This window comes from Tamlana sp. s12, from assembly GCF_016767215.1.
In the GTDB taxonomy this organism is placed as follows: domain Bacteria; phylum Bacteroidota; class Bacteroidia; order Flavobacteriales; family Flavobacteriaceae; genus Pseudotamlana; species Pseudotamlana agarivorans.
Genome location: NZ_CP068547.1, coordinates 2,591,631 through 2,614,291, shown reverse-complemented (window position 1 = coordinate 2,614,291; position 22,661 = coordinate 2,591,631). Strand labels below are relative to the sequence as shown.

General features: G+C 34.2%; 19 protein-coding genes. 13 read left to right on the top strand and 6 right to left on the bottom strand.

The features are described from left to right. Positions 1-10: 10 nt before the first annotated feature. Positions 11-1,693, bottom strand: coding sequence for a gamma-glutamyltransferase (gene ggt / locus JJL45_RS11405; RefSeq protein ID WP_068605172.1), 1,683 nt, complete (start codon positions 1,691-1,693; stop codon positions 11-13). Continuing rightward, positions 1,694-2,287: an ACP phosphodiesterase gene (locus tag JJL45_RS11400; RefSeq protein ID WP_068605174.1), complete on the bottom strand. Its 594-nt coding sequence runs from the start codon at positions 2,285-2,287 to the stop codon at positions 1,694-1,696. It lies immediately after the preceding gene. 191 nt (positions 2,288-2,478) lie between these two features. Between JJL45_RS11400 and glmM the strand changes: the two genes are divergently transcribed. After that, a complete protein-coding gene (glmM, locus tag JJL45_RS11395) occupies positions 2,479-3,870 on the top strand; it encodes a phosphoglucosamine mutase (RefSeq protein WP_068605176.1) in 1,392 nt (463 codons plus the stop codon). A gap of 73 nt (positions 3,871-3,943) precedes the next feature. On the opposite strand, the gene JJL45_RS11390 is transcribed toward glmM, so the two are convergent. Then, entirely contained in the window at positions 3,944-4,828 is an 885-nt protein-coding gene (locus JJL45_RS11390) for a lysophospholipid acyltransferase family protein (RefSeq protein WP_068605178.1), read from the bottom strand. Between the two features lie 63 nt (positions 4,829-4,891). Between JJL45_RS11390 and JJL45_RS11385 the strand changes: the two genes are divergently transcribed. The 4 genes from JJL45_RS11385 (at position 4,892) to cmk (ending at position 10,190) form a co-directional block, all read left to right on the top strand. Further along, positions 4,892-5,542, top strand: coding sequence for a rhomboid family intramembrane serine protease (locus JJL45_RS11385; RefSeq protein ID WP_068605181.1), 651 nt, complete (start codon positions 4,892-4,894; stop codon positions 5,540-5,542). Positions 5,543-5,750: 208 nt separating this feature from the next. Beyond that, entirely contained in the window at positions 5,751-8,201 is a 2,451-nt protein-coding gene (gene lon / locus JJL45_RS11380) for an endopeptidase La (RefSeq protein ID WP_068605183.1), read from the top strand. Positions 8,202-8,323: 122 nt separating this feature from the next. Further along, positions 8,324-9,343, top strand: coding sequence for a type IX secretion system protein PorQ (gene porQ / locus JJL45_RS11375; protein ID WP_068605185.1), 1,020 nt, complete (start codon positions 8,324-8,326; stop codon positions 9,341-9,343). 163 nt (positions 9,344-9,506) lie between these two features. Next, complete coding sequence (gene cmk, locus JJL45_RS11370; RefSeq protein ID WP_068605187.1) at positions 9,507-10,190, top strand: (d)CMP kinase; 684 nt, start codon at positions 9,507-9,509, stop codon at positions 10,188-10,190. A 149-nt stretch (positions 10,191-10,339) separates the two neighbouring features. Here the strand turns inward: cmk and JJL45_RS11365 are convergent, their stop codons facing one another. Further along, a complete protein-coding gene (locus JJL45_RS11365) occupies positions 10,340-10,720 on the bottom strand; it encodes a LysM peptidoglycan-binding domain-containing protein (RefSeq protein WP_067149070.1) in 381 nt (126 codons plus the stop codon). 464 nt (positions 10,721-11,184) lie between these two features. Between JJL45_RS11365 and rpsA the strand changes: the two genes are divergently transcribed. From rpsA to JJL45_RS11340, 5 genes are all read left to right on the top strand, one after another. Continuing rightward, positions 11,185-13,017 (top strand): 30S ribosomal protein S1, encoded by a 1,833-nt coding sequence (rpsA, locus tag JJL45_RS11360; RefSeq protein WP_068605190.1) that lies wholly within the window; start codon positions 11,185-11,187, stop codon positions 13,015-13,017. Between the two features lie 459 nt (positions 13,018-13,476). Continuing rightward, positions 13,477-14,022, top strand: a complete 546-nt coding sequence (pyrR, locus tag JJL45_RS11355; RefSeq protein ID WP_067149074.1) for a bifunctional pyr operon transcriptional regulator/uracil phosphoribosyltransferase PyrR — start codon at positions 13,477-13,479, stop codon at positions 14,020-14,022. A gap of 80 nt (positions 14,023-14,102) precedes the next feature. Then, a complete protein-coding gene (locus JJL45_RS11350; RefSeq protein ID WP_068605191.1) occupies positions 14,103-15,032 on the top strand; it encodes an aspartate carbamoyltransferase catalytic subunit in 930 nt (309 codons plus the stop codon). 3 nt (positions 15,033-15,035) lie between these two features. Then, the gene (locus JJL45_RS11345) at positions 15,036-15,368 is read left to right on the top strand and encodes a ribonuclease Z (protein WP_068605193.1); all 333 of its coding nucleotides are present in this window, start codon (positions 15,036-15,038) and stop codon (positions 15,366-15,368) included. A gap of 83 nt (positions 15,369-15,451) precedes the next feature. Continuing rightward, the gene (locus JJL45_RS11340; protein WP_068605195.1) at positions 15,452-16,357 is read left to right on the top strand and encodes a ribonuclease Z; all 906 of its coding nucleotides are present in this window, start codon (positions 15,452-15,454) and stop codon (positions 16,355-16,357) included. On the opposite strand, the gene JJL45_RS11335 is transcribed toward JJL45_RS11340, so the two are convergent. Next, entirely contained in the window at positions 16,354-16,629 is a 276-nt protein-coding gene (locus tag JJL45_RS11335; RefSeq protein WP_150936318.1) for a hypothetical protein, read from the bottom strand. The two genes, JJL45_RS11340 and JJL45_RS11335, sit on opposite strands and share 4 nt — an antisense overlap. 223 nt (positions 16,630-16,852) lie before the next feature. Here JJL45_RS11335 and pdxH point away from each other — a divergent pair, with 223 nt between their 5' ends. The 3 genes from pdxH (at position 16,853) to JJL45_RS11320 (ending at position 20,158) form a co-directional block, all read left to right on the top strand. Then, a complete protein-coding gene (pdxH, locus tag JJL45_RS11330) occupies positions 16,853-17,500 on the top strand; it encodes a pyridoxamine 5'-phosphate oxidase (protein WP_068605200.1) in 648 nt (215 codons plus the stop codon). Between the two features lie 406 nt (positions 17,501-17,906). Then, positions 17,907-18,785 (top strand): hypothetical protein, encoded by an 879-nt coding sequence (locus tag JJL45_RS11325; RefSeq protein WP_068605201.1) that lies wholly within the window; start codon positions 17,907-17,909, stop codon positions 18,783-18,785. Positions 18,786-18,955: 170 nt separating this feature from the next. Continuing rightward, positions 18,956-20,158, top strand: a complete 1,203-nt coding sequence (locus JJL45_RS11320; RefSeq protein ID WP_082936003.1) for a hypothetical protein — start codon at positions 18,956-18,958, stop codon at positions 20,156-20,158. Between the two features lie 584 nt (positions 20,159-20,742). Here the strand turns inward: JJL45_RS11320 and JJL45_RS11315 are convergent. After that, entirely contained in the window at positions 20,743-22,659 is a 1,917-nt protein-coding gene (locus JJL45_RS11315; protein WP_068605204.1) for an OmpA family protein, read from the bottom strand. Positions 22,660-22,661: the final 2 nt, after the last annotated feature.

Genomic DNA, 22,661 nt, shown 5'->3' with positions numbered 1-22,661 from the left:
AGTAAATTAATTAAAATCCTACGGCGGTATCATCACCTCGATGATCGGCACCTCCCTCGTAAGAATGATCTTCCGTAACTAGAATACCGTCTACTTTACCTATAATAATAGATTCTCCTTCTTTTATTTTATAACCTAAAATTTCAAGTTGGTTTATAACGCTTTTATCAAATGAATTCGGCTCCATAGTGATAACGTCTGGTAACCATTGATGATGAAACCGTGGGGCATTTACGGCTTCCTGCATGCCCATACCAAACTCATGAACATTGAGTATGGTTTGTAGCACCGATGTAATTATCGTAGAACCTCCTGGGGTACCAACAGCCATGAATAACTCACCATTTTTTTCAACTATGGTAGGGGTCATAGAACTAAGCATGCGTTTTTCGGGAGCAATACTGTTGGCTTCAGCTCCTATGAGTCCAAATAGATTAGGAATACCAGGTTTACTGCTAAAATCGTCCATTTCATTATTTAAAAAGAACCCTAGTTCACTGCAATAGAGTTTGGAACCATAATATGAGTTTAAAGTGGTTGTAGTGGAAACTGCGTTGCCGAATTGATCTATAATGGAATAATGTGTGGTTTCATTGCTTTCAATAACTTGTACATTACCATGTGAAATAGTTTCGGAAGGCGTTGACTTGTTAAATGAAAAATCGGACATTCTATGATTAAGATACGAGGTGTCAAGCAGTTTTTTAGTGGGGATATTAACAAAATCGGGGTCTCCTAAGTAATAACTTCTATCGGCGTAAGCACGTTTTTCAGCCTCGGTAATTATTTGAATGCTTTTTAGAGTATTGTGCCCCATGTCATGAAGATCGTAAGGTTCTATCATTTTCATAATTTGTCCCAAGCAAATACCGCCACTTGAAGGTGGTGCCATGGAAATAATCCTCAAATCATCGTAATTAAAAGTGATAGGGCGGCGCCATTGCACTTCATAATTAGCCATGTCTTCTTCAGAAACAATACCACCGTTATTTTGAATAAACCTAACCAAAGTTTTAGCCATTTCACCTTTGTAGAATTCCGCCTTACCGTGATTCATAATCGCTTTTAAAGTTTTAGCTAAGGCAGGTTGTTTTAAAGTATCTCCGGGCTTAAAGTTGTTAATGAATAATATGGAGTCTTTATTAACGTCTTTAAAATCAGTTTGTTTGTCTCTAAATCGTTTTTCCTGACTTTTAGAAATGATATAACCTTTTTCGGCGAGCTCTATAACTGGTTTTATAATGGTTTCAAGAGGTAGAGAACCAAGTTTTTCATGTACGGCCATAATACCGGCTACGGTGCCTGGAACGCCAACAGCCATAGCGCCTTTAATACTTTTATCTGGAATAATATGACCTAAGGAATCTAAATACATATCTTTTGTTGCTGCTTTTGGTGCTTTTTCCCTGAAATCTAAACTTCCAATGTCACCATTAGCCTTTCTGTAGACCATAAAACCACCACCTCCAATATTACCAGCACAAGGGTACACTACAGCTAGTGCTAGTTGTGTGGCCACCATGGCATCAAAAGCATTACCGCCTTTTTCTAATATATCACTACCTATTTTAGAAGCTTCTACACGGGCTGAAACTACCATAGCGTTTTTAGTGACTAAGCCTCTTTTAATGTTTTTTTTACATGAATATATTAGGGTAAGAAGTGCTACTAAAACAATATGTATATTTTTCATTTATATGCTATTTAGTGCGTCAAGCTTTTGTTTTGAAGAGCGAATTAATTCATCAAAAAACGAAGAAAACTCAGCTTCAAACTCATTATAATACTCTTGTAGTTCAAAGACAGCTTCATTCATACCAGATCGGTTTTTAGTGCGTCTGTTCATACCATCTAAAACTCTAGAAATGCCTTCAATAGAGGCGTAGCTTAATAGCCAGTTATCGGTGAGCATGTAGGGTAGAAGCTTTTGAATATTAAGTGGTAAAATATCGTAATGCGCTTCCAAGGCATTGTAAAAATTCTCGGTATACTCAATTAGCGGCGTGTCGGAATATTGCTGCCAGTTTTTGGCTAAAAAATGATCATATAATATATCTACAATCACACCTGAATAGTGCCCGTATTTTTTATGAAGCCTTTTTGTGCTTAACCTTACCGTTGGATGTGCATCGGTAAAAGTGTCTATATGTCGATGTAGCAAGATTCCGGTTTGAATTTCTTTAGGGAACTGCATGTACTTTTTTCCCTTAACGCCATCGGCAATAAAGTTTCCTATAGTAACCAATTCATTTTCCCCCGAAAGATAGATGTGCGCTAAATAATTCATTTGGGAAATTTACGAATTCCCTTTTAAGAATTCCGATTTTGAAATACTATATTTGTTTCGGAAATACATAGTTTATGTACTCTAATCTTTAAGTTTTTGTTGTAGTAGGGTACTGAGGCTTTTTTATTTGAATACAACATAAAAATCAACAATAAACACTATTAATTAATCAATAGTCAATATAAAAACATATGACACTTATAAAATCAATTTCAGGCATTAGAGGAACTATAGGTGGTGCGGTTGGTGAAAATTTAACACCAATTGACGCTGTAAAATTTGCTTCGGCTTACGGGGTTTGGTTAAAACAACAACGTAATAAAGAACACTACAAAGTGGTTGTAGGTCGTGATGCACGAATTTCGGGTAAGATGATTCAGAATTTAGTCATGAACACCCTAATCGGGTTGGGGATTGACGTAGTTGACGTCGGACTCTCAACGACACCTACTGTGGAAGTAGCTGTACCCATGGAAGTTGCCGATGGAGGGATTATTCTAACGGCAAGTCACAACCCAAAACAATGGAATGCTTTAAAACTTTTAAATGATAAAGGTGAGTTTTTAAATGCTGTTGAAGGCGCTAAAATTCTTGAAATTGCCGAAGGTGATGCCATAAATTTTGCTGATGTAGATAGTCTTGGTAAAATCACGAAGAATAAAGCATACATCGATTTACATATTATAGAAGTATTAGACTTAGATTTAGTAAACGTTGGCGCTATTGAATCGGAGCGTTTTAAAGTGGTTGTTGACGGTGTGAATTCAACAGGAGGGATTGCTATTCCGTTATTATTAGAGCGTTTAGGTGTTGAAGTGATCAAATTATACTGCGAGCCTAATGGCGAGTTTCCACATAATCCAGAGCCTTTAAAGGAACATTTAACCGATTTATCGGAAGCTGTTAAAAAGCATAATGCCGATTTAGGTATTGTTGTCGATCCTGATGTTGATCGTTTAGCTTTTATGGATGAAAATGGTGAGATGTTTGGCGAAGAATACACTTTAGTAGCTTGCGCCGACTACGTTTTGAGTAGAACACCTGGTAATACGGTGAGTAATATGAGTTCGACTCGAGCCCTTCGTGATGTTACCGAAAAGCATGGCGGTATGTATGAAGCGAGTGCTGTAGGTGAAGTGAATGTGGTAAACCTCATGAAAAAGAACAAAGTTGTTATTGGTGGTGAAGGAAATGGTGGTATTATTTATCCAGATTCACATTATGGTCGTGATGCCTTAGTTGGGGTGGCTTTATTTTTAAGTTTGTTAGCTGACAAAAAAATGAAAGTGAGTGAACTTAGAAAAACATATCCAAGTTACTTTATGGGTAAAAAGAAGATTGAATTAACGCCTGGTTTAGATGTTGATGGCATTTTAAAAGAAATTGCTATCCGCTATAAAAATGAAGAACTAACCACTATTGATGGTGTTAAAATCGATTTCGCAGAAAGCTGGGTACACTTAAGAAAAAGTAATACAGAACCTATTATTAGAATATATACGGAAGCTAAATCGCAAGATGAAGCCGATACTTTAGGTGATAAGTTTATTGCTGAATTAGGTGAGATAGCAAAGACTCTGTAAATTATAAAACCTTAAAAAAAGCTGTTTAAAAAGTGAAGTATAATTTTCTTTTTAAACAGCTTTTTTATTTTAGTTATTTTGTAGGTTTCTTGTTCCTATGTTTGAAACGTTTGTGTGTCCAGAAATAATACTCTGGCGCCTCGTAAATTTGTTTTTCTACCTCACGTAAAAACATGTCTGTTAGCTCATAGTCTGGAAACTCTTTAGGGTTTTCCGATAATAGAATGAATTCCGATTCGTAATAACCACGTTTTACTTTGTTGACTTTTAAAAAGGCAATGGTTAGGTCCAATTTTTTGGCAATACGCTCGGCACCAGTAAAACAAGGTACTTCTATTCCCATAAATTCTCCCCAATATACATCTTTAGAAAGTCTAGGCGATTGATCACTTAAAAAGGCAATAACGCTTTTAAGACCTTTAGCTTCATTATGGTTTATAGTACTTACGGTTTCTTTAGTAGTAATTAATGTGGTGTTGTATTTGGCTCTAATATTTCGCACTAAGCGATCAAAATACTTATTATTAAGTTTTTTGTAAACCCCAAAACCAGGAAGCGATGTTTGATTTTGAAGTTCTAAAACCCATTCCCAGCTAGCATAATGTCCAAACATAAGTAGGATGCTTTTATCGCCCTTTTCAATTTCTTTAAAAGCTTCAGGGTTTTTAAGGATAAAACGTTTTTGTAAGGCCTTTCTAGAAATAGTCATGGTTTTAGCCATTTCAAGAAACATATCACACATATGTTTGTAGAATTTTTTTCGAATGGCCAGAATATCCTTTTCAGATTTTTCAGGAAATACCAACTTCAAGTTCTCTGTAACCACTTTTTTGCGGTACCCAATAATATGGTAAACTAAAACAAATACCATATCCGATATAAAATACAGTATCCTAAATGGTTGAATAGAAATTATCCACAATAAAGGATAAACAATAATATAAGCTAGTAAATGCATTAATTAATTTTAGATTTGCAGTAGCAAATATATGTTAAATCCTATTTAAACTTTAAATCCTTTATGGACAATTTAAGCTTAGTCACTATTATCATCATTGTAGCCAATGCAATCATATCCTATAAAGGTTTTGGTGATTATAATTTTTTTGAAAAATATAAATTCCATATTGGAGCTATTCAAAAAGGGGAGAAAATTAGAATGTTTAGTGCTGGATTTTTACATGCCGACACACAGCATTTGATTTTCAATATGCTGTCTTTGTATTTTTTTGCTGATGTGGTTATTAATAATTTAGGAGCGTTTCCATTTATTGTCATTTATATAGGAAGCTTGCTTCTAGGGAATTTATTGTCTTATTACTTTCATAAAAATGAATTTCAATATAGCGCCGTAGGGGCAAGTGGTGCGGTTTCAGGAATTATATATTCAGCGATTTTGTTGCAACCAGGTATGAAACTCATGTTTTTCTTTATTCCAATTGCTATTCCGGCGTATCTTTTCGGAATAGGCTATTTACTATATTCTATTTATGGTATGAAAAACAGCATTGGAAATATCGGCCATGATGCGCACTTTGGAGGTGCTGTTGGTGGCTATTTAATCACATTACTTTTAGCTCCTTGGCTTTTTCAAACCAATCTATTAATGATAGCTTTGTTGGCTTTACCTATTGTTTTGTTATACATTTTGAAAAGAACAGGGAAGTTGTAAGACTTTTTACTTTTAAATGATTTTGGGCACATGAATCATTTGAGATCTTTTTAGCCTTACTATTATGGCATAAGTATTGAATTTATACTACTACAGAATATCATTAGCGTTTAGTAAATTGCTGATATTCAATAAAATAAATATTTTATTTAAGAATCAAAAAAATGGTTGATTTGGTCTTTAATGACAGATTGACCTAAAATAATATATGAAGAAATCTAATTTTATAACTCTTGACAGTTTGTCATTACAGGAGTTTGATGAAAATGCAGAATTAATCCCGTTAATGACCCCTGAAGATGAGGAAGCGATTAATAATGAAGAGTTACCAGAAACACTACCAATTTTGTCTTTACGAAATACCGTGTTGTTTCCTGGGGTGGTTATTCCTATCACAGCCGGACGTGACAAGTCTATTAAACTGATAAATGATGCCAATAAAGGCGGAAAAGTTATTGGAGTAGTAGCTCAGAAAGACGAATCGGTTGAAGATCCTTCAGCTCAAGAAATTCATGAAACAGGGACGGTTGCCAAGATTTTACGTGTTTTAAAAATGCCTGATGGTAATGTTACCGTAATTATTCAAGGTAAAAAGCGTTTTAAAGTAGCCGAAGTGCTTACTGAAGAACCTTACATGACGGCAACGATTAGAGATATTCCTGAAGCCAAACCAGCTTTAAAAAACAAGGAGTTTACTGCTATTATTGATTCTATTAAAGAATTAGCCTTAGATATCATTAAGGAAAACCCAAATATTCCTAGTGAAGCGTCTTTTGCAATCAAAAACATCGAAAGCAATTCGTTTTTAGTGAATTTTGTGTCTTCTAACATGAATCTTTCGGTAGCTGAAAAACAAGAGCTTTTAGAGATTAACGAGTTGAAAAAGCGTGCGCTTGCGACTTTAAAGTATATGAACGTTGAATTCCAGAAACTTGAACTTAAGAATGATATTCAGTCTAAGGTTCAGATGGATATGAGTCAGCAACAACGTGAATATTTCTTGCATCAACAAATGAAAACCATCCAAGAAGAATTGGGCGGTGTGAGTCACGATCAGGAAATAGAAGAAATGAAAGCCAAAGCTAAAGATAAGCTGTGGGATGAAAAAGTAGCGAAGCATTTCGAGAAGGAGATTGCAAAAATGCAACGTATGAATCCGCAAGTTGCCGAGTATTCTATTCAACGTAACTACTTGGAGCTGTTTTTAGAATTGCCTTGGAATGAGTTTTCAGAAGATAAATTTGACTTAAAACGTGCCATGAAAGTTCTAGATCGTGATCACTTCGGATTAGAAGATGTGAAACGACGTATCATCGAATATCTTGCAGTTTTGAAGTTGCGTAATGATATGAAATCACCAATCCTTTGTCTTTATGGGCCTCCAGGGGTTGGGAAAACCTCATTAGGAAAATCGGTAGCAGAAGCTTTAGGGCGTGAGTATGTTCGTATTTCATTAGGTGGTTTACGTGATGAAGCAGAAATTCGCGGACATAGGAAAACCTACATTGGTGCTATGCCAGGCCGTATTATTCAGAGTTTGAAAAAGGCAGGAACCTCAAACCCTGTGTTTGTTTTAGATGAAATTGATAAACTATCAAATTCTCACCAAGGTGATCCATCTTCTGCATTATTAGAAGTTTTAGATCCAGAACAAAACAGTGAGTTTCACGATAATTTCTTAGAAATGGGTTACGACCTTTCTAAAGTGATGTTTATAGCCACTTCTAATAGTTTGTCTACTATTCAGCCGGCTTTATTAGACCGTATGGAAATTATCAATGTAACAGGTTATACCATTGAAGAAAAGGTAGAAATTGCCAAACGTCATTTACTTCCAAAACAATTAAAAGAACATGGTTTAAGTGATAAGGATTTAAAAATCGGAAAACCGCAATTAGAGAAAATTGTTGAAGGTTATACACGTGAATCTGGTGTTCGTGGTTTAGAAAAACAAGTGGCAAAAATGGTGCGTTATGCAGCCAAAAACATTGCCATGGAAGAAGATTATAATATTAAAGTGACTAACGAAGATATTATTGAAGTTCTTGGCGGACCTAAATTAGAACGCGATAAATACGAAAACAATAACGTTGCTGGTGTTGTTACAGGTTTAGCTTGGACACGTGTTGGTGGTGATATACTATTTATTGAGTCTATTTTATCTAAAGGAAAAGGTAGTTTGACCATTACCGGGAATTTAGGTAAGGTCATGAAAGAGTCGGCTACCATTGCCATGGAATACATCAAATCGAATGCCGATGCTTTCGGAATAGACGCTTCTGTTTTCGATAAATATAATGTACACATTCACGTGCCGGAAGGGGCTACGCCAAAAGACGGACCTAGTGCTGGTGTTACTATGTTAACGTCTTTAGTATCTTTATTTACACAAAAGAAAGTGAAGAACAATTTAGCCATGACTGGCGAGATCACTCTTCGTGGTAAAGTGCTGCCAGTTGGAGGTATTAAGGAGAAGATTTTAGCAGCCAAACGCGCAAGAATAAAAGAAATTTTATTGTGTGAAGATAATAGACGTGATATTGAGGAGATAAAACCAGAATATTTAAAAGGTTTAACTTTTCACTATGTAACCGATATGAGTGATGTTGTTAAAATAGCGGTGACTAACCAAAAGGTGAAAAACGCGAAAAAACTATAGTGCTACTGCACTTTAATTAATAATTTAAAAAGCCTCGATAAATTTCGAGGTTTTTTTTTGATTTAAAATAAAAGATACATGCTATCGTTTTAAGATAGATTTACTTACTTTGTGTCGTAAATATGGTGAAAAAAACTATTCTCTCTTTTTGCTTACTCATGGGTACTTTCGCTTCAGCACAAGTTGGAGGAGAGCATACATATCAATTTTTAAATTTAATTTCTTCACCTCGCCAAGCTGCATTAGGAGGGAAGGTCTTTACAAATGTAGACTACGATGTTACCCAACCATTATTTAATCCAGCAACTATAAATGTGGATATGAATAATCAGTTGGCCGTGAATTACACCAGTTATTTAGGAGGCATAAGTTACGGGTCTGCTGCATACGCTTATACGTACGACAGACGTGTTCAAACGTTTCATGCTGGGGTAAACTATATAAATTATGGGTCGTTTGATGGTTATGATGAAGACGGAAATTCTACCGGAACTTTTTCGGGAAATGAAGCTTCTTTATCTTTAGGCTATGCGTTTCAGTTGGGGTATTCCGATTTCTATTTTGGAACGAATCTAAAATTTATTTCTTCAAAACTAGAACAGTATAATTCTTTTGGGGTTGCTGTCGACTTAGGACTAATTTACATAGATGAAGATTTAGGATTGAATGCAGCTTTGGTGGTTCGAAATTTTGGAACACAAATTACAACTTATGCCGATGTTCATGAAAAACTACCTTTTGAAATCGGTTTTGGTATTTCTCAAAAATTAGAAAACGTGCCTATTCGTTGGCATGTCACTTTAGAGAATTTACAGCAATGGCCGATTGCTCGACCAAATCCTGCGCGAACAAGTAGTGATTTAGCGGGTAACGAAACAGAAGAAAGTATTAGTTTTTTAGGTCAGGTTGTGAGGCATACGATTATAGGTGCAGAACTTTTTCCAGATAAAGGTTTTAATGTGCGCTTGGGATATAATTTTAGAAGAGGCGAGGATTTGAGAATTATCGATCAGCGAAATTTTTCAGGACTCTCAGCAGGGCTTTCTATAAAAATGAATAAAATGCGTTTTAGTTACACCTATGCCAGTTATACAAGTGCGGCTAACGCTAACTTCTTCGGACTTCAAATTGATTTACAATAGGTTTTTAAGTTATAAGTATTTAAAGTTACGAGTACTTAAAGTTATAAGTTGTTGATAAATTATATGTTAAATACTTTGAATGTATGTCGGTTTTTTGATTTTCACTTAATAACCAATAAAACAATATAACTTTATACCTTTGCAGCCTCTATAAACAATTTTAATGAATAAGATTACCATTGCCATTGATGGATTTTCATCTACCGGAAAAAGTACAGTCGCTAAACAATTAGCAAAACATTTAGGTTATGTATACGTCGATACAGGTGCTATGTATCGTAGTGTGGCTTATTATGCCATGCAAAACGGACTAATAACTAAAGAGGCTTTCAACGTTGAGGCTTTAGTGGGTCAACTTTCAAAGATCAATATTACCTTTAAATTTAATGAGGCTTTAGGTTTTGCTGAAGTTTACTTAAACGATGTGAACATTGAAAAGGACATACGCACCTTAGAAGTGTCTAAATTTGTGAGTACGGTGGCCTCGGTTTCTGCAGTTCGAAAAAAACTAGTAGAACAGCAGCAAAAAATGGGAGCAAATAAAGGTGTTGTAATGGATGGTCGCGATATTGGTACCGTAGTATTTCCAGATGCTGAACTTAAATTATTTATGGTAGCTTCCGCGGAAACTAGAGCCAAACGACGTTATCAAGAACTTACCGAAAAAGGGGATAAGGTAACTTATGAAGCGGTACTAAAAAATGTAGAAGAACGTGATTTTTTAGATACAACACGTGCAGATTCGCCACTTGTTAAGGCTGAAGATGCTATTGAATTTGATAATTCGATATTGACCAAGGAAGAGCAGTTCCAAAAGTTACTTGCCTTAGTGGAGACTAAATTGTAATCAATTTTCACAAAGAAGATACCCTGTTAGAAATAAACCAATACTTGTGTAATGCTGTGTGCTCTCTGCAAACCTTCAAAGTATGACAAAAAAAAACGAATCTTTAAACATTTAAAGATTCGTTTTATATAGTTTGTAATTTTCTGATGTTACAGATTAGGGATAATTAACTCTTGACCTGGGTGAATTAAATCAGGGTTCTTTAAAATATCAGAGTTTGCTTTAAATATATCTTGATACTTTGATGCTTTTCCGTAATACTGAACAGCAATTTTACCAAGGGTTTCACCACTTTTAACCACATGTCTGTGGAACACACTAGTATCGGCAACAGTAATATTAGCTTTTATATCAGCAGGGTTTTCGCCACCAATTTCTTTAATTTTATCCCAAAGGATATTTTTTTCATATTGAGTTTTAGCTTCTCCCTTAACTTTTAAAACGCCTTCATCTTCTCTTACTTCGCCGTTTTTAATGTTTAATGATTCTCCTAAGTCTAGTACTGGTTGATATTTTTCTTTTGCAGTCATAATGGATTAAATAAATTGTTATTGATTATTTCAACCTTAACAAGGTATGAAAATTATTAGTTAAAAGTAATACCAAAACTTAAGAAATTAAAGGATAATTTGAATTTAAAAGGACCAGACATTCTATATTATACTAAACTTTATGCTGTAAAATATCTCATTTTGTTTTTACTAAGCTGATTGTCACTTTTATTCTTATGAAAACTAAAATGAAATTTCACACATTTACACTCTAAATAGCTTCAATGTCAGGGTTTTAATTTTATGTATTCATTTTTAGGTAATTACATCATTATTATGTATTTTTGCACTCCTTTTAGCGGATTATTGGAAAGATAAAAGGAATGAACTCAATTTTATATAACACTTCTGTGTGTTAATCGCTTAAATCTTCCAAAGCATACAGAATACAAAACATAATGTATTAAGGTTAAAAAAACTAAGATACATTATCAATTAACAAAATGGCGGAAAACGCAAAACAAGCTGAAGTTGAGGCAACTGAAGCAAAAACTGTAGAAGCTCCAGTAGTATCTGAAGCTAAAGCAAACCCTGAAAAATTCTTAAAAGAGTTTAACTGGCACAACTACCAAGAAGGTATTGATGAAGTTGACGATCAACAATTAAAAGAATTTGAAAAGTTAGTAGCAGAAAATTTCGTTGACACTTTAGATGACGAAGTTGTAGAAGGAACTGTAGTACATATTACAGATCGTGATGCTATTATCGATATTAACGCTAAATCTGAAGGCGTTATCTCTTTAAACGAGTTTCGTTACAACCCTAACTTAGCGGTTGGAGATAAAGTAGAAGTATTAATTGATGTACGTGAAGACGCTACAGGTCAATTAGTATTATCACACAGAAAAGCACGTGTAATCAAAGCATGGGATCGTGTAAACGCTGCTCATGAGTCTGGTGAAATCGTAAATGGTTTCGTTAAGTGTAGAACTAAAGGTGGTATGATTGTAGATGTTTTCGGAATTGAAGCATTCTTACCAGGTTCTCAAATTGACGTTAAGCCAATTAGAGATTACGATCAGTACGTAAATAAAACAATGGAATTCAAAGTTGTTAAAATCAACCACGAATTTAAAAACGTTGTTGTTTCTCATAAAGCGCTTATCGAAGCTGATATTGAAGAACAAAAGAAAGAAATTATTGGTCAATTAGAAAAAGGTCAAGTATTAGAAGGTGTTGTTAAAAACATTACTTCTTACGGTGTATTCATCGATCTTGGTGGTGTAGATGGTTTAATCCACATTACTGATTTATCTTGGTCTAGAATTAACCACCCTAACGAGATTGTTGAGTTAGATCAAAAATTAAACGTTGTTATCCTTGATTTTGATGAAAACAAATCAAGAATCCAATTAGGTCTTAAACAATTATCTAAACACCCTTGGGAAGCTTTAGCTGAAGAGGTAAAAGTTGGTGACAAAGTAAAAGGTAAAGTTGTTGTAATCGCTGATTACGGTGCATTTATCGAAGTTGCTGATGGTGTTGAAGGATTAATCCACGTTTCTGAAATGTCTTGGTCTACTCACTTACGTTCTGCTCAAGATTTCGTATCTGTAGGAGATGAAGTTGAAGCGGTTATCTTAACTTTAGATAGAGAAGATCGTAAAATGTCTCTTGGTATCAAGCAATTAACTGCTGATCCATGGACTGATATTACTGGAAAATACCCTGTAGGTTCTAAACACACTGGTGTTGTACGTAACTTTACAAACTTTGGTGTTTTTGTTGAATTAGAAGAAGGTATCGACGGATTAATTTATATCTCTGATTTATCTTGGACTAAGAAAATTAAGCACCCATCTGAATTCTGCGCTGTAGGAGATAAATTAGATGTTGTTGTATTAGAATTAGATGTTGAAGGACGTAAATTATCTTTAGGTCACAAACAAACTACTGCTAACCCTTGGGATAAGTATGAAACTGAGTTCGCTTTAGGAACTACTCATACTGCTGAAATCTCTGAAATCGTTGATAAAGGAGCTACTATCGAATTTAACGAAGATATCGTTGCATTTGTACCTTCTCGTCACTTAGAGAAAGAAGATGGAAGCAAACTTAAAAAAGGTGAGTCTGCAGAATTTAAAATCATTGAATTTAACAAAGAGTTTAAACGTGTTGTAGCTTCTCATACTGCTATTTTTAAAGCTGAAGAAGTTGCTAACGTAAAAGCTGCTGTTAAGAAAGCTGCTAGTGCTGCTGCTGAAGCAAAACCAACTTTAGGTGATGCTAACGACGCTTTACAAGCGCTTAAAGATAAAATGGACGGGAAAAACTAATTAGTTCCTGTGAAAACAGGATTCTTATTCATTTAAAACTTAAAGCCTCTCGTGTATTCGAGAGGCTTTTTTTTATTAGGGTTATAAGTATAGGTGTTCGAGCGAAGTCGAGAACATTATAGCATAAATCAAAGACATAAACTTCCACACACTATCAATATCTGCAAGACCTCTGTAACTTCACAGCTACCCAACTCCGCAACTTTATAAAAAATAGATGCTTCAGTCGTGCCACCTTCTAAAAGACAACGTGGGTTTATCGTGTAAGGGATAGAAGCGGTATCCTTTTTTGAGGTTCGAGAAAATGATATAGCCTTTCGGCTCCGCTTAAGATAAACTCTAGCAAGACCTTTCCACGGAAATAGGGAAGGATACACCCAAATAAAGTTTAGTGTTATTGGTTTCAACTTCTAATATTTTGCATTACCTTTGTTCTCCAACTTACGTTTTGGATAATATATGAGTCAGAAAGTTTTACTTAACGAGAAAGAGGTAAACATCATTCTTCACCGATTGGCTTGTCAACTTATTGAAAAACACAACGATTTTTCGAATACGGTGCTTATAGGTTTACAACCTCGCGGCGTGTTTTTAGCAGATCGACTTGCCAAAATTTTATCAGAAGATTATAAGGTTAAAAATATTCAACTCGGGCATTTGGATATCACGTTTTTTAGAGATGATTTTAGAAGAGGTGAGAAACCTTTAGAGGCCAATAGCACGAAAATTAATTTCTTGGTTGAAGATAAAAATATCGTTTTTATTGATGATGTACTTTATACTGGAAGAAGTATTAGAGCGGCTCTAACAGCCATCCAATCTTTTGGTAGACCTAACGAAATTGAACTGTTAACGCTTATAGATAGGCGATTTAGCAGACATTTACCTATTCAGCCCGATTACCGTGGCAGACAAGTAGATGTGATAAATAATGAAAAAGTAAAAGTGAACTGGAAAGAGCATGATGATGCCGACGCCGATACGGTTTACTTGATTGAAAAATAAAATAAATAACTAAAGTTCGAGTTTTAAAAAGTATATCTAATTAATTTTTAAGCTCTAATTTTTAACTTTTACCTTGTATAATGAGCGAATTAAGTGTAAACCACTTATTGGGAATTAAATATCTTAATCAACAAGATATTCAACTAATTTTTGAAACAGCCGATCATTTTAAAGAAGTGATTAATAGACCTATTAAAAAGGTCCCTTCGCTTAGAGATATTACTATTGCCAATCTGTTTTTTGAAAATTCAACGCGTACAAAATTATCTTTTGAGCTTGCTGAAAAACGGTTATCTGCCGATGTTATTAATTTTTCTTCTGGACAATCGTCTGTAAAAAAGGGTGAAACCTTAATTGATACGGTAAATAATATTTTATCCATGAAAGTGGATATGGTGGTGATGCGCCACCCAAATCCGGGTGCTGGTGTGTTTCTTTCTAAACACGTTAATGCAAGTATTGTTAATGCTGGCGATGGTGCTCATGAGCATCCTACACAAGCCCTACTTGATTCATATTCCATAAGAGAAAAGCTAGGAGAGGTTAAGGGCAAAAAGGTGGTTATTGTTGGTGATATTCTACACAGTAGAGTAGCGCTCTCTAATATATTTGCCCTGCAATTACAAGGCGCTGAAGTGATGGTTTGCGGACCAAAAACACTCATTCCAAAGTACATAGACAAGCTTGGAGTAAAGGTTGAAACTAATTTACGTAAAGCATTGAATTGGTGTGATGTAGCAAACATGCTTCGTGTGCAAAATGAGCGCATGGATATTAGTTATTTTCCATCAACAAGAGAGTATACACAACAGTTTGGTGTTTCTAAAGATTTATTAGATTCATTAGATAAAGAAATTACAGTTATGCATCCAGGTCCTATAAATAGAGGTGTGGAAATAACTAGTGATGTTGCCGATTCGCAGCAGTCCATTATTTTAGATCAAGTTGAAAATGGCGTGGCTGTTAGAATGGCCGTGATATATTTATTAGCATCAAAAATAAAACAGTAAATTATGATTTTAGACCAAAACGGAAATACTTCTATAATTACACAAGAAAAAGTTACTGTTATAGAACTCGTTAAAAAAATACAGGCTTTATATCCTAAATTTAAAAACAATAATATTATTGTAGCTTTAAACACTTTAGGAAGTTTTACCAAAGCAGATATCGTTGAATTCTTGGAACTTTCAAAAACGCATAAGGCCGCAAAACAATCGTTTGTGATTGTTACCAATAAAATTGATTTAGACTTGGTTCCAGAAGAAATTGCAGTGGTTCCTACCATTGAAGAGGCCTACGATTTTATTGAAATGGAAGATATGGAACGCGATTTAGGTTTTTAATCAAGGTCCATAGATCGTAAAGTTGTTTGTTGTGTAAACTTTACTTAAACAACTCAACATGCAACGCTACCAGAAATACCATTATGAAATTATCAATATTAGGCTGTTATAGTGCAACGCCAAGAACTTTAAATAACACCACGTCGCAAGTATTAGAAATAAACAATCACATGTTTCTTATCGATTGTGGCGAAGGCACACAAGTTCAGTTGCGAAAACATAAGGTGAAATTTAATCGCATCAAGCATATATTTATTTCTCATTTACATGGCGATCACTTTTTTGGTTTAGTGGGTTTGATTTCTACGTTCAGATTGTTAACCCGGGAAACCGATTTACATATTTATGGACCTAAAGGCATTAAAGAAATTGTAACCCTTCAATTAAAACTAGCCGATTCATGGACCAATTACAACTTGTATTTTCATGAATTAACTTCAAATGAATCTGAATTAATTTTTGAAGATGATAAAGTTGAAGTACATACCATTCCTTTAAATCATAGAATTTATACTAATGGCTATCTCTTTAAGGAAAAAGAAGGCGATAGAAAATTGAATATTTATGCTGCCGAAGAAGCCAACATCAATGTGGCTTACTACAGAAAACTGGTTCAGGGTTTTGATGTAGAAAATGAAGATGGTGTTTTAATAGACTATAAAAAAGTGACTACACCAGGCCCAAAACCTTTAAGCTATGCTTTTTGTAGTGATACCATGTATAAGGAAGATATTGTTCCCATTATAAAAGATGCCGATGTGTTGTATCATGAATCTACATTTTTAGATCAACATGAAAACTTAGCTACAAAAACAAAGCATTCCACAGCCAAACAAGCAGCTCAAATAGCAAAGCAAGCGCATGTAGGAACCTTAATTTTAGGTCATTATTCGACGCGCTACGACAATATTCAAGTCTTTAAAAAAGAAGCCAAGGAAGTCTTTAATAATGTGCAGTTAGCTAGGGACGGAAAAACTTTTGAGTTTTAATCTACAACCTTAGAATTGATAACCCAAGTAATAGCTTCCTCCAAAGAGTTACAGGTTTCCATATCCAATTTAGCGAAGTGCTTTTCTAAATTAGCATTCATTTCTGACATTGAGCTATAAGAAACTATGGCGGTAGCCGTAATCTGAGTTGCATTTTCGGTTACATTCGCCCAGTCTTGAGGGTCTATAGAATAAGAATTTACACGATTAGAAATATAAGCTACTTTAGCCTCTTCACCGTAGTATCCTAAAATATCCTTTGCAGCAAGCATGATTTTATTCCAGTCAAAATGAACACCTTCATGTATTTCTGAAATAATAAATTTTTCACACAGATAAAAATTACCAAAGGGTAATTCAAGTTTATAAAAACTATGTATTTTACTTAGAGGGGAATTTTCAAATTTCATTATAGTTTCTTAGAAGCTACAAATTTAAATTGTTTACTAAGATATTTGTGTTAAAAAAGTATAATTTTTTGTTATTTTGTAACTTATGGAAAAGGATTTGAGCAAATATCGTAAGTCATACGAAAAAGGCGCACTACTATTGACAGAAGTGCCTGAGAACCCATTGGAATTGTTTCAAAAATGGTTTCATGAGGTCGATGCTTTTTTTATTGAAGATGAAACCAATGCTATGACCGTGTCAACTATCGGCTTGGATGGCTACCCAAAAAATAGGGTGGTGCTATTAAAAAAATACACCTATGAAGGGTTCATTTTTTACACTAATTATAATAGTGAAAAAGGGAAAGCCATAGCTATGAATCCTAATGTATGCTTGTCTTTTTTCTGGCATGGAGCAGAACGCCAGGTGATTATTAAAGGTAAGGCTGAGAAAATTGCTGAAAATTTAAGCGATGGCTATTTTGAGTCTCGCCCTCGGGGCAGTCAAATAGGTGCCTTGGTATCTAACCAAAGTGAGGTTGTTGAAAATAGAGAAGTTCTAGAAAATAAACTCAAAGCTTTAGAAGATGAATTGGAAGGCAAGGAAGTTATAAGACCAAAACATTGGGGTGGCTATTTGGTGAGACCTGTGGAAATAGAATTCTGGCAAGGACGTCCAAACCGATTACACGATCGGATCCGTTATAAATTACAGGATAATTACGATTGGCAGATTGACAGGCTATCTCCTTAATTTCTATTATTGGTTTGATAATCAGGTTTTATATTTAGATTAGGCCGTAGTTTGTTAACCTTCATTCTAACTTTTCCAAGGCAATAAACACAAATTCCAAATTTTACCACTTGGTATGCGGATTTTTGTTGATCATTTCTTCTTAGAGCAATCATTAAAATAGTGTATCTAAGATGCTATTGATTTGTGCATTATGGTTAATACATTTGATTCTCTATAAAAATTTTATATCAAAATTTCTTCATATAGGTTAATTCGTACTTTACCTGTAGTATTTCTATAGGATATTTAACTGTCCGTTGTTAAGACCAGCGAAATGGGCACTTAAACGATTTTTTTGAAATTATAAAAGGTTCGTCTTTACATTTGAGTATCCCCTCATTCTCTCGAACTTAAATTATAAATTATGAAAACTTCGTATTTATTGTCAATTCTGGCATTGCTCTCAATTTACAGTTTACATCCTCAAGAAAAAGATTATTCGTTTAGTAGACTTAACACAAGAAAACAAACATTAAGAGGGCAGTCCGTTTCTAATATTTATTCTGTTTCTTATGCGAAAAATATAGAATCTATTAACCCTGAGTATTCCAAATTTAAAAGAGAATTAGATACGCTTATAGCTGATAGTATTTCTATTAATACCGGATATAACAAGGCGCTTATTAAGTTTAATGATTTATCAACCATTAAAAGTAATGTTGTGACTTTTAACAGTTCTGAAGAATCTTTTAGACAAAAAGTAAAACTTTTAAAGGAAGCCCAAATTCTTGCCTCTAAACACCATATCAAAGAACTTTTGTATTCAGATAATGAAATTAATACAGAAATGAAGGCTGGATTTATACTTCTAAAGTTGAATATGAATAATTTGGAAGCGCATTTAAACCGCGTTTTGTCGAGATTGGATGATAAGATTATACAACCAGAAGCACCTATATATGTTTCTACAGCAGATTTAAGAAGGCAACTATCAAATATCAAGAAAACAAAAAATGATAATTCATCAAATACTACAAAAGGTTACATGTTAGAAACTAGAATTATACCTCCAGAAGATATTGCAGGAGATTTTAGGTTAGTAAACAGTTTTTTTGTTTTGAAGATATCTACTAAGGGGTTTTCGAAAAATCAGTTAGTATCCAAAAGTATGATTTACAAATTAGGCATATCGCGAAAAAAATTGCTATCCAATAAAGCGAAAATGTTAATTCAAAATAAAATAACTAATGATATGTATTTGGTTGATCATAGTTTTTTAGACCACTTTTCTGTTAAAAGTTAATTAGTTCTTTAAAGCTGTTTAATACGTTTCTTTTAAATAAAAACCATTTTATTATGAAAAATCTCTCATCAATATTTTACTTGCTCATAATCATTACTGGTAGTCTTAATGCTCAATAAGAAAAAGGCATCATAGGTGCTAATAATTGGTTAAGTTCTTGGACAGAATTTATGCCAAATAAAGTTAATTACGACGTAAACGTTAAGGTTCTATCTGGAAGCATCTCCGAAGATATCATTTTGCATAAAAAACATACTTATTTACTGAAGGGAAATGTTTTTGTTACCAATAACGCTATTCTAGGTATTGAACCTGGAACAGTGATTATGGGAGACTCCAAAACTAAAGCTTCACTGACCATAACTCCCGGTGCAGCTATAATAGCGGAAGGAACTTCATTAGATCCTATTGTTTTTACCTCAAATGCGACAAGGAAAAAAGCGGGGGACTGGGGAGGCATTATCATCCTTGGTGATGGGTATACCAATAAATTAGGAAAAAGCCATGTAGCTTCATTATTTGGAAGCATAGAACCTACTAATTATGAATACACCAAATTTGGTGGAGAAAATTTAAAAAGTAATTCCGGATTTATATCCTATGTTAGAATAGAATATGCGGGAGCTGAATCTAGCAAAGATATTATTTCAAATGCATTGTTATTTGCTGGTGTAGGAGCTAGTACAACAGTAAATCATGTCATGGTAAGTTATTCGGGAGGTCATTCGCTTGGTGTAATTGGAGGCGAAATTCAAATGAATCAAATGGTTTCAAACAAACCTAAAGGGAATGATTATGATTTTAGATATGGTGCCGTTTGTAACATAAACAATTCGCTGGCTGTGCGTTCACCTTATTTATCATTAAGTGGATCTCGATGTATGAACGTTTTGTCGCATACTAATTTTAATAAAGTTATTGACACTGAAAAAGAAACAATGGTAACAGCAAAAAACTTGACGCTTTTAACAGATTCGGAAGACCTAGATTACGGGATTAAAGCAGGTTTAATAAAGGAATCTATATTTATTGGAAAAAGTACTAACTTTAGCCTTGAAAGTAGTGTTATTTCTGGTTTTAATAAGGCTATCATACTTAGTGAACGCATCGAAATTAATGATGCCGATTTGTCTAAAATACAGTTAAGCAACGTAAGTTTTAACAAATGTAAAGGGGCTGTTTCATTAAATTTGAAGGAAGACGATACTACTTTAGAAAATTGGTATAAAAACCCTTCTTTTTTCAATGATTGTACTAAAACCAATCATTCAGAATTATTTGTAGACTTAAGCTCAAATAACAAAAGAGATTATAGATTGAAAAATAATGAAACTATCGCTATGAATACTATATCAGGATCTTCGGAAAATTAAAAGTTGTTTTTCTGTTTGATAAATATTCATTGAATTTTTACTAAAAGCCATAAAATTGGTCGTAACCCTGAACTCGACTCAGTGACTTCCTATGACATGTTCATATTGCAAGATGTGAGATGCGGAATCAGGTTCAGCATGACGAAAACAAGCTAATATCAGAACAATCAGAAAATTATTTATTATTGTTAGTTAGATATTTTTTTATTGAACATCTATTAAAAACCATAATATTGGTCGTCACCCTGAACTTGATTCAGGGGCTCAGAATAAAATACCCATTTAGCAAGATGTGAGATGCTGAATCAAGTTCAGCATGACGAAAACAAGCTAATATCAGAACAATCAGAAAATTATTTATTATTGTTAGTTAGATATTTTTTTATTGAACATCTATTAAAAACCATAATATTGGTCGTCACCCTGAACTTGATTCAGGGTCTCAGAATAAAATATTCATTAAGCAAGACATGTGAGATGCTGAATCAAGTTCAGCATGACGAAAACAAAACTTTCCGCCTAAATTCAGACAATTGGTTATTTAAGACCAAATCCTTAATCTTTAGGACTAAAAATACTACTGTTTATTCCATTTTAACCACAATAAATTGGGTTCTACGGTTTAGTTGATGCTCTTTCTCTTCACATTCGGTATCATTTTCGCAACCATTGGTTAATTGGCCTTCACCCAAACCATCATGTGCTACAATTCTACTAGCATCAATGCCATGGGAAACTAAATAGTTGTAAGTAGCATTGGCTCTATCAATAGATAATTTTTCATTATAACTTAATGAGCCTCTAGAATCTGTGTAGGATTCAATTCTAATCACCATTTCTGGATAATCATTCAACATTAGATTTACAATTTTATCCAACTCCATGGCAGCATCCTCTCGAATATTAAATCTATCATAATCAAAATAAATGGTTTGCAATTCAGCGAGCTTAATTACATCGTGTTTCGGATTTAATAATAAGTTAGTGTGAACGGTAATCAATTCTGTTTGAATATTTTTTGAAGTGAACTTCCGATAATCTTCGATGTATTTATCTTGAGTAGCCACAATTTTATAGTCTTTATTGCGGTCGATATTTATTTGGTAATAGCCATTTTCATCCGTTAACATATAGGCGATTTCTTTATCATTGGCATCGTATAAGGTGATTTTAGCACCTTCGATAGGATTCATATTTATGGCATCAATAACTTCGCCTTCAATGTGTAGTACCGGCTCGCGGTGATAAGCATAAATATCATCGCTGCCTCTTCCGCCGCGACGGTTTGAAGCAAAATAGCCGGTAATACCGTTGGCATTCATAGTAAAAGCAAAATCATCGGTACTGGAATTTACAGGAATTCCTAAGTTTATGATGTCTATAATACTATAGTCATCATCTTTTAAAGTTGCAAAAATATCCATTAAGCCTAGTCCCACATGGCCATCCGAGGAGAAGAACAAAATGCCTTCGTTGTTAATAAATGGGAAACCTTCTGATTTTTCTGTATTTACGATATTTCCCATGTTTTGTACATCGGTAATAGAACCGTCAGGATTGATATTAGCGACCCAAATATCCGATCCACCGTAGGTTCCTGGTCTATCAGATGCAAAATACAACTTAGTATCATCGCTATTTAAAGCCGCATGTTGCGTTGAAAAATCATCGCTATTAATTTCTAAGTCTTCAAGGTTTGTCCATTGCCCATCCACGAGGTGCGCTCTATATATTTTCATATTTGTGATTCCTTTAGCATCCTTTCGTTCAACACCTTTTGCAAAATTATTTCTAGAAAAGTACATGGTTTTCCCATCTTTAGTAATGGTTACGGGACCGTCATGATATATCGAATTAACATCTCCAGGAACTTTAGCGCCATGATCCACATTTCTACGCGTACCTGCTTTAGCGACATAAACATCTAGAAAGGGTTGCTCATTCCATCCGTAAACACGTTTTGTTAGTACCCCTTGATCTCTAGAGGAGGCAAAGTAAACTTGTCCTTGGTGTTCAAATGCTCCAAAGTCACTGTATTTAGAATTAAACCTCACTTTATCAAGAAAATACTGTTGTTTTGCTCCAAATACACTACTTATAAAGTTTACGTTTTTAGTAAAGTCGTTATCACCTGGAACACCACCAGAATCTATGTAGCGTTGTAGCCATATTTCAGATTCTTTATATTTTTTCATACCTCGAAGAGACTGCGCATATTTGTAGTAATACTCTACAGGAACATCATCTTGTTTAACCACGCTTTTATAATACCTGTTGGCATTTCTTGGATCTCTTAATAGCGCGTAGCAATCGGCAATTTTACGAGTAGCATAATCTCTATTATAGTTATTTTGAATAAGTTCCTGATAAAGTTTCGAAGCCTTTACAAATGAAAATTTATTAAACAAGGTATCAGCTTTATTTTGTTTTCCTTGCTGCGAGAATACAGAAAAACTGATGAGTAGCGTGATATAAAGGAAAATGTAGCTTTTATTTTTCATAA

Coding starts and splice junctions, on each gene's coding strand:
- glmM (WP_068605176.1), top strand. CDS start 2,479: ATGACACTTATAAAATCAATTTCAGGCATTAGAGGAACTATAGGTGGT.
- JJL45_RS11385 (WP_068605181.1), top strand. CDS start 4,892: ATGGACAATTTAAGCTTAGTCACTATTATCATCATTGTAGCCAATGCA.
- JJL45_RS11340 (WP_068605195.1), top strand. CDS start 15,452: ATGAAATTATCAATATTAGGCTGTTATAGTGCAACGCCAAGAACTTTA.
- ggt (WP_068605172.1), bottom strand. CDS start 1,693: ATGAAAAATATACATATTGTTTTAGTAGCACTTCTTACCCTAATATAT.
- cmk (WP_068605187.1), top strand. CDS start 9,507: ATGAATAAGATTACCATTGCCATTGATGGATTTTCATCTACCGGAAAA.
- rpsA (WP_068605190.1), top strand. CDS start 11,185: ATGGCGGAAAACGCAAAACAAGCTGAAGTTGAGGCAACTGAAGCAAAA.
- JJL45_RS11320 (WP_082936003.1), top strand. CDS start 18,956: ATGCCAAATAAAGTTAATTACGACGTAAACGTTAAGGTTCTATCTGGA.
- lon (WP_068605183.1), top strand. CDS start 5,751: ATGAAGAAATCTAATTTTATAACTCTTGACAGTTTGTCATTACAGGAG.
- JJL45_RS11315 (WP_068605204.1), bottom strand. CDS start 22,659: ATGAAAAATAAAAGCTACATTTTCCTTTATATCACGCTACTCATCAGT.
- JJL45_RS11335 (WP_150936318.1), bottom strand. CDS start 16,629: ATGCTTGCTGCAAAGGATATTTTAGGATACTACGGTGAAGAGGCTAAA.
- porQ (WP_068605185.1), top strand. CDS start 8,324: ATGGTGAAAAAAACTATTCTCTCTTTTTGCTTACTCATGGGTACTTTC.
- JJL45_RS11390 (WP_068605178.1), bottom strand. CDS start 4,828: ATGCATTTACTAGCTTATATTATTGTTTATCCTTTATTGTGGATAATT.
- JJL45_RS11400 (WP_068605174.1), bottom strand. CDS start 2,287: ATGAATTATTTAGCGCACATCTATCTTTCGGGGGAAAATGAATTGGTT.
- pdxH (WP_068605200.1), top strand. CDS start 16,853: ATGGAAAAGGATTTGAGCAAATATCGTAAGTCATACGAAAAAGGCGCA.
- JJL45_RS11345 (WP_068605193.1), top strand. CDS start 15,036: ATGATTTTAGACCAAAACGGAAATACTTCTATAATTACACAAGAAAAA.
- pyrR (WP_067149074.1), top strand. CDS start 13,477: ATGAGTCAGAAAGTTTTACTTAACGAGAAAGAGGTAAACATCATTCTT.
- JJL45_RS11325 (WP_068605201.1), top strand. CDS start 17,907: ATGAAAACTTCGTATTTATTGTCAATTCTGGCATTGCTCTCAATTTAC.
- JJL45_RS11365 (WP_067149070.1), bottom strand. CDS start 10,720: ATGACTGCAAAAGAAAAATATCAACCAGTACTAGACTTAGGAGAATCA.
- JJL45_RS11350 (WP_068605191.1), top strand. CDS start 14,103: ATGAGCGAATTAAGTGTAAACCACTTATTGGGAATTAAATATCTTAAT.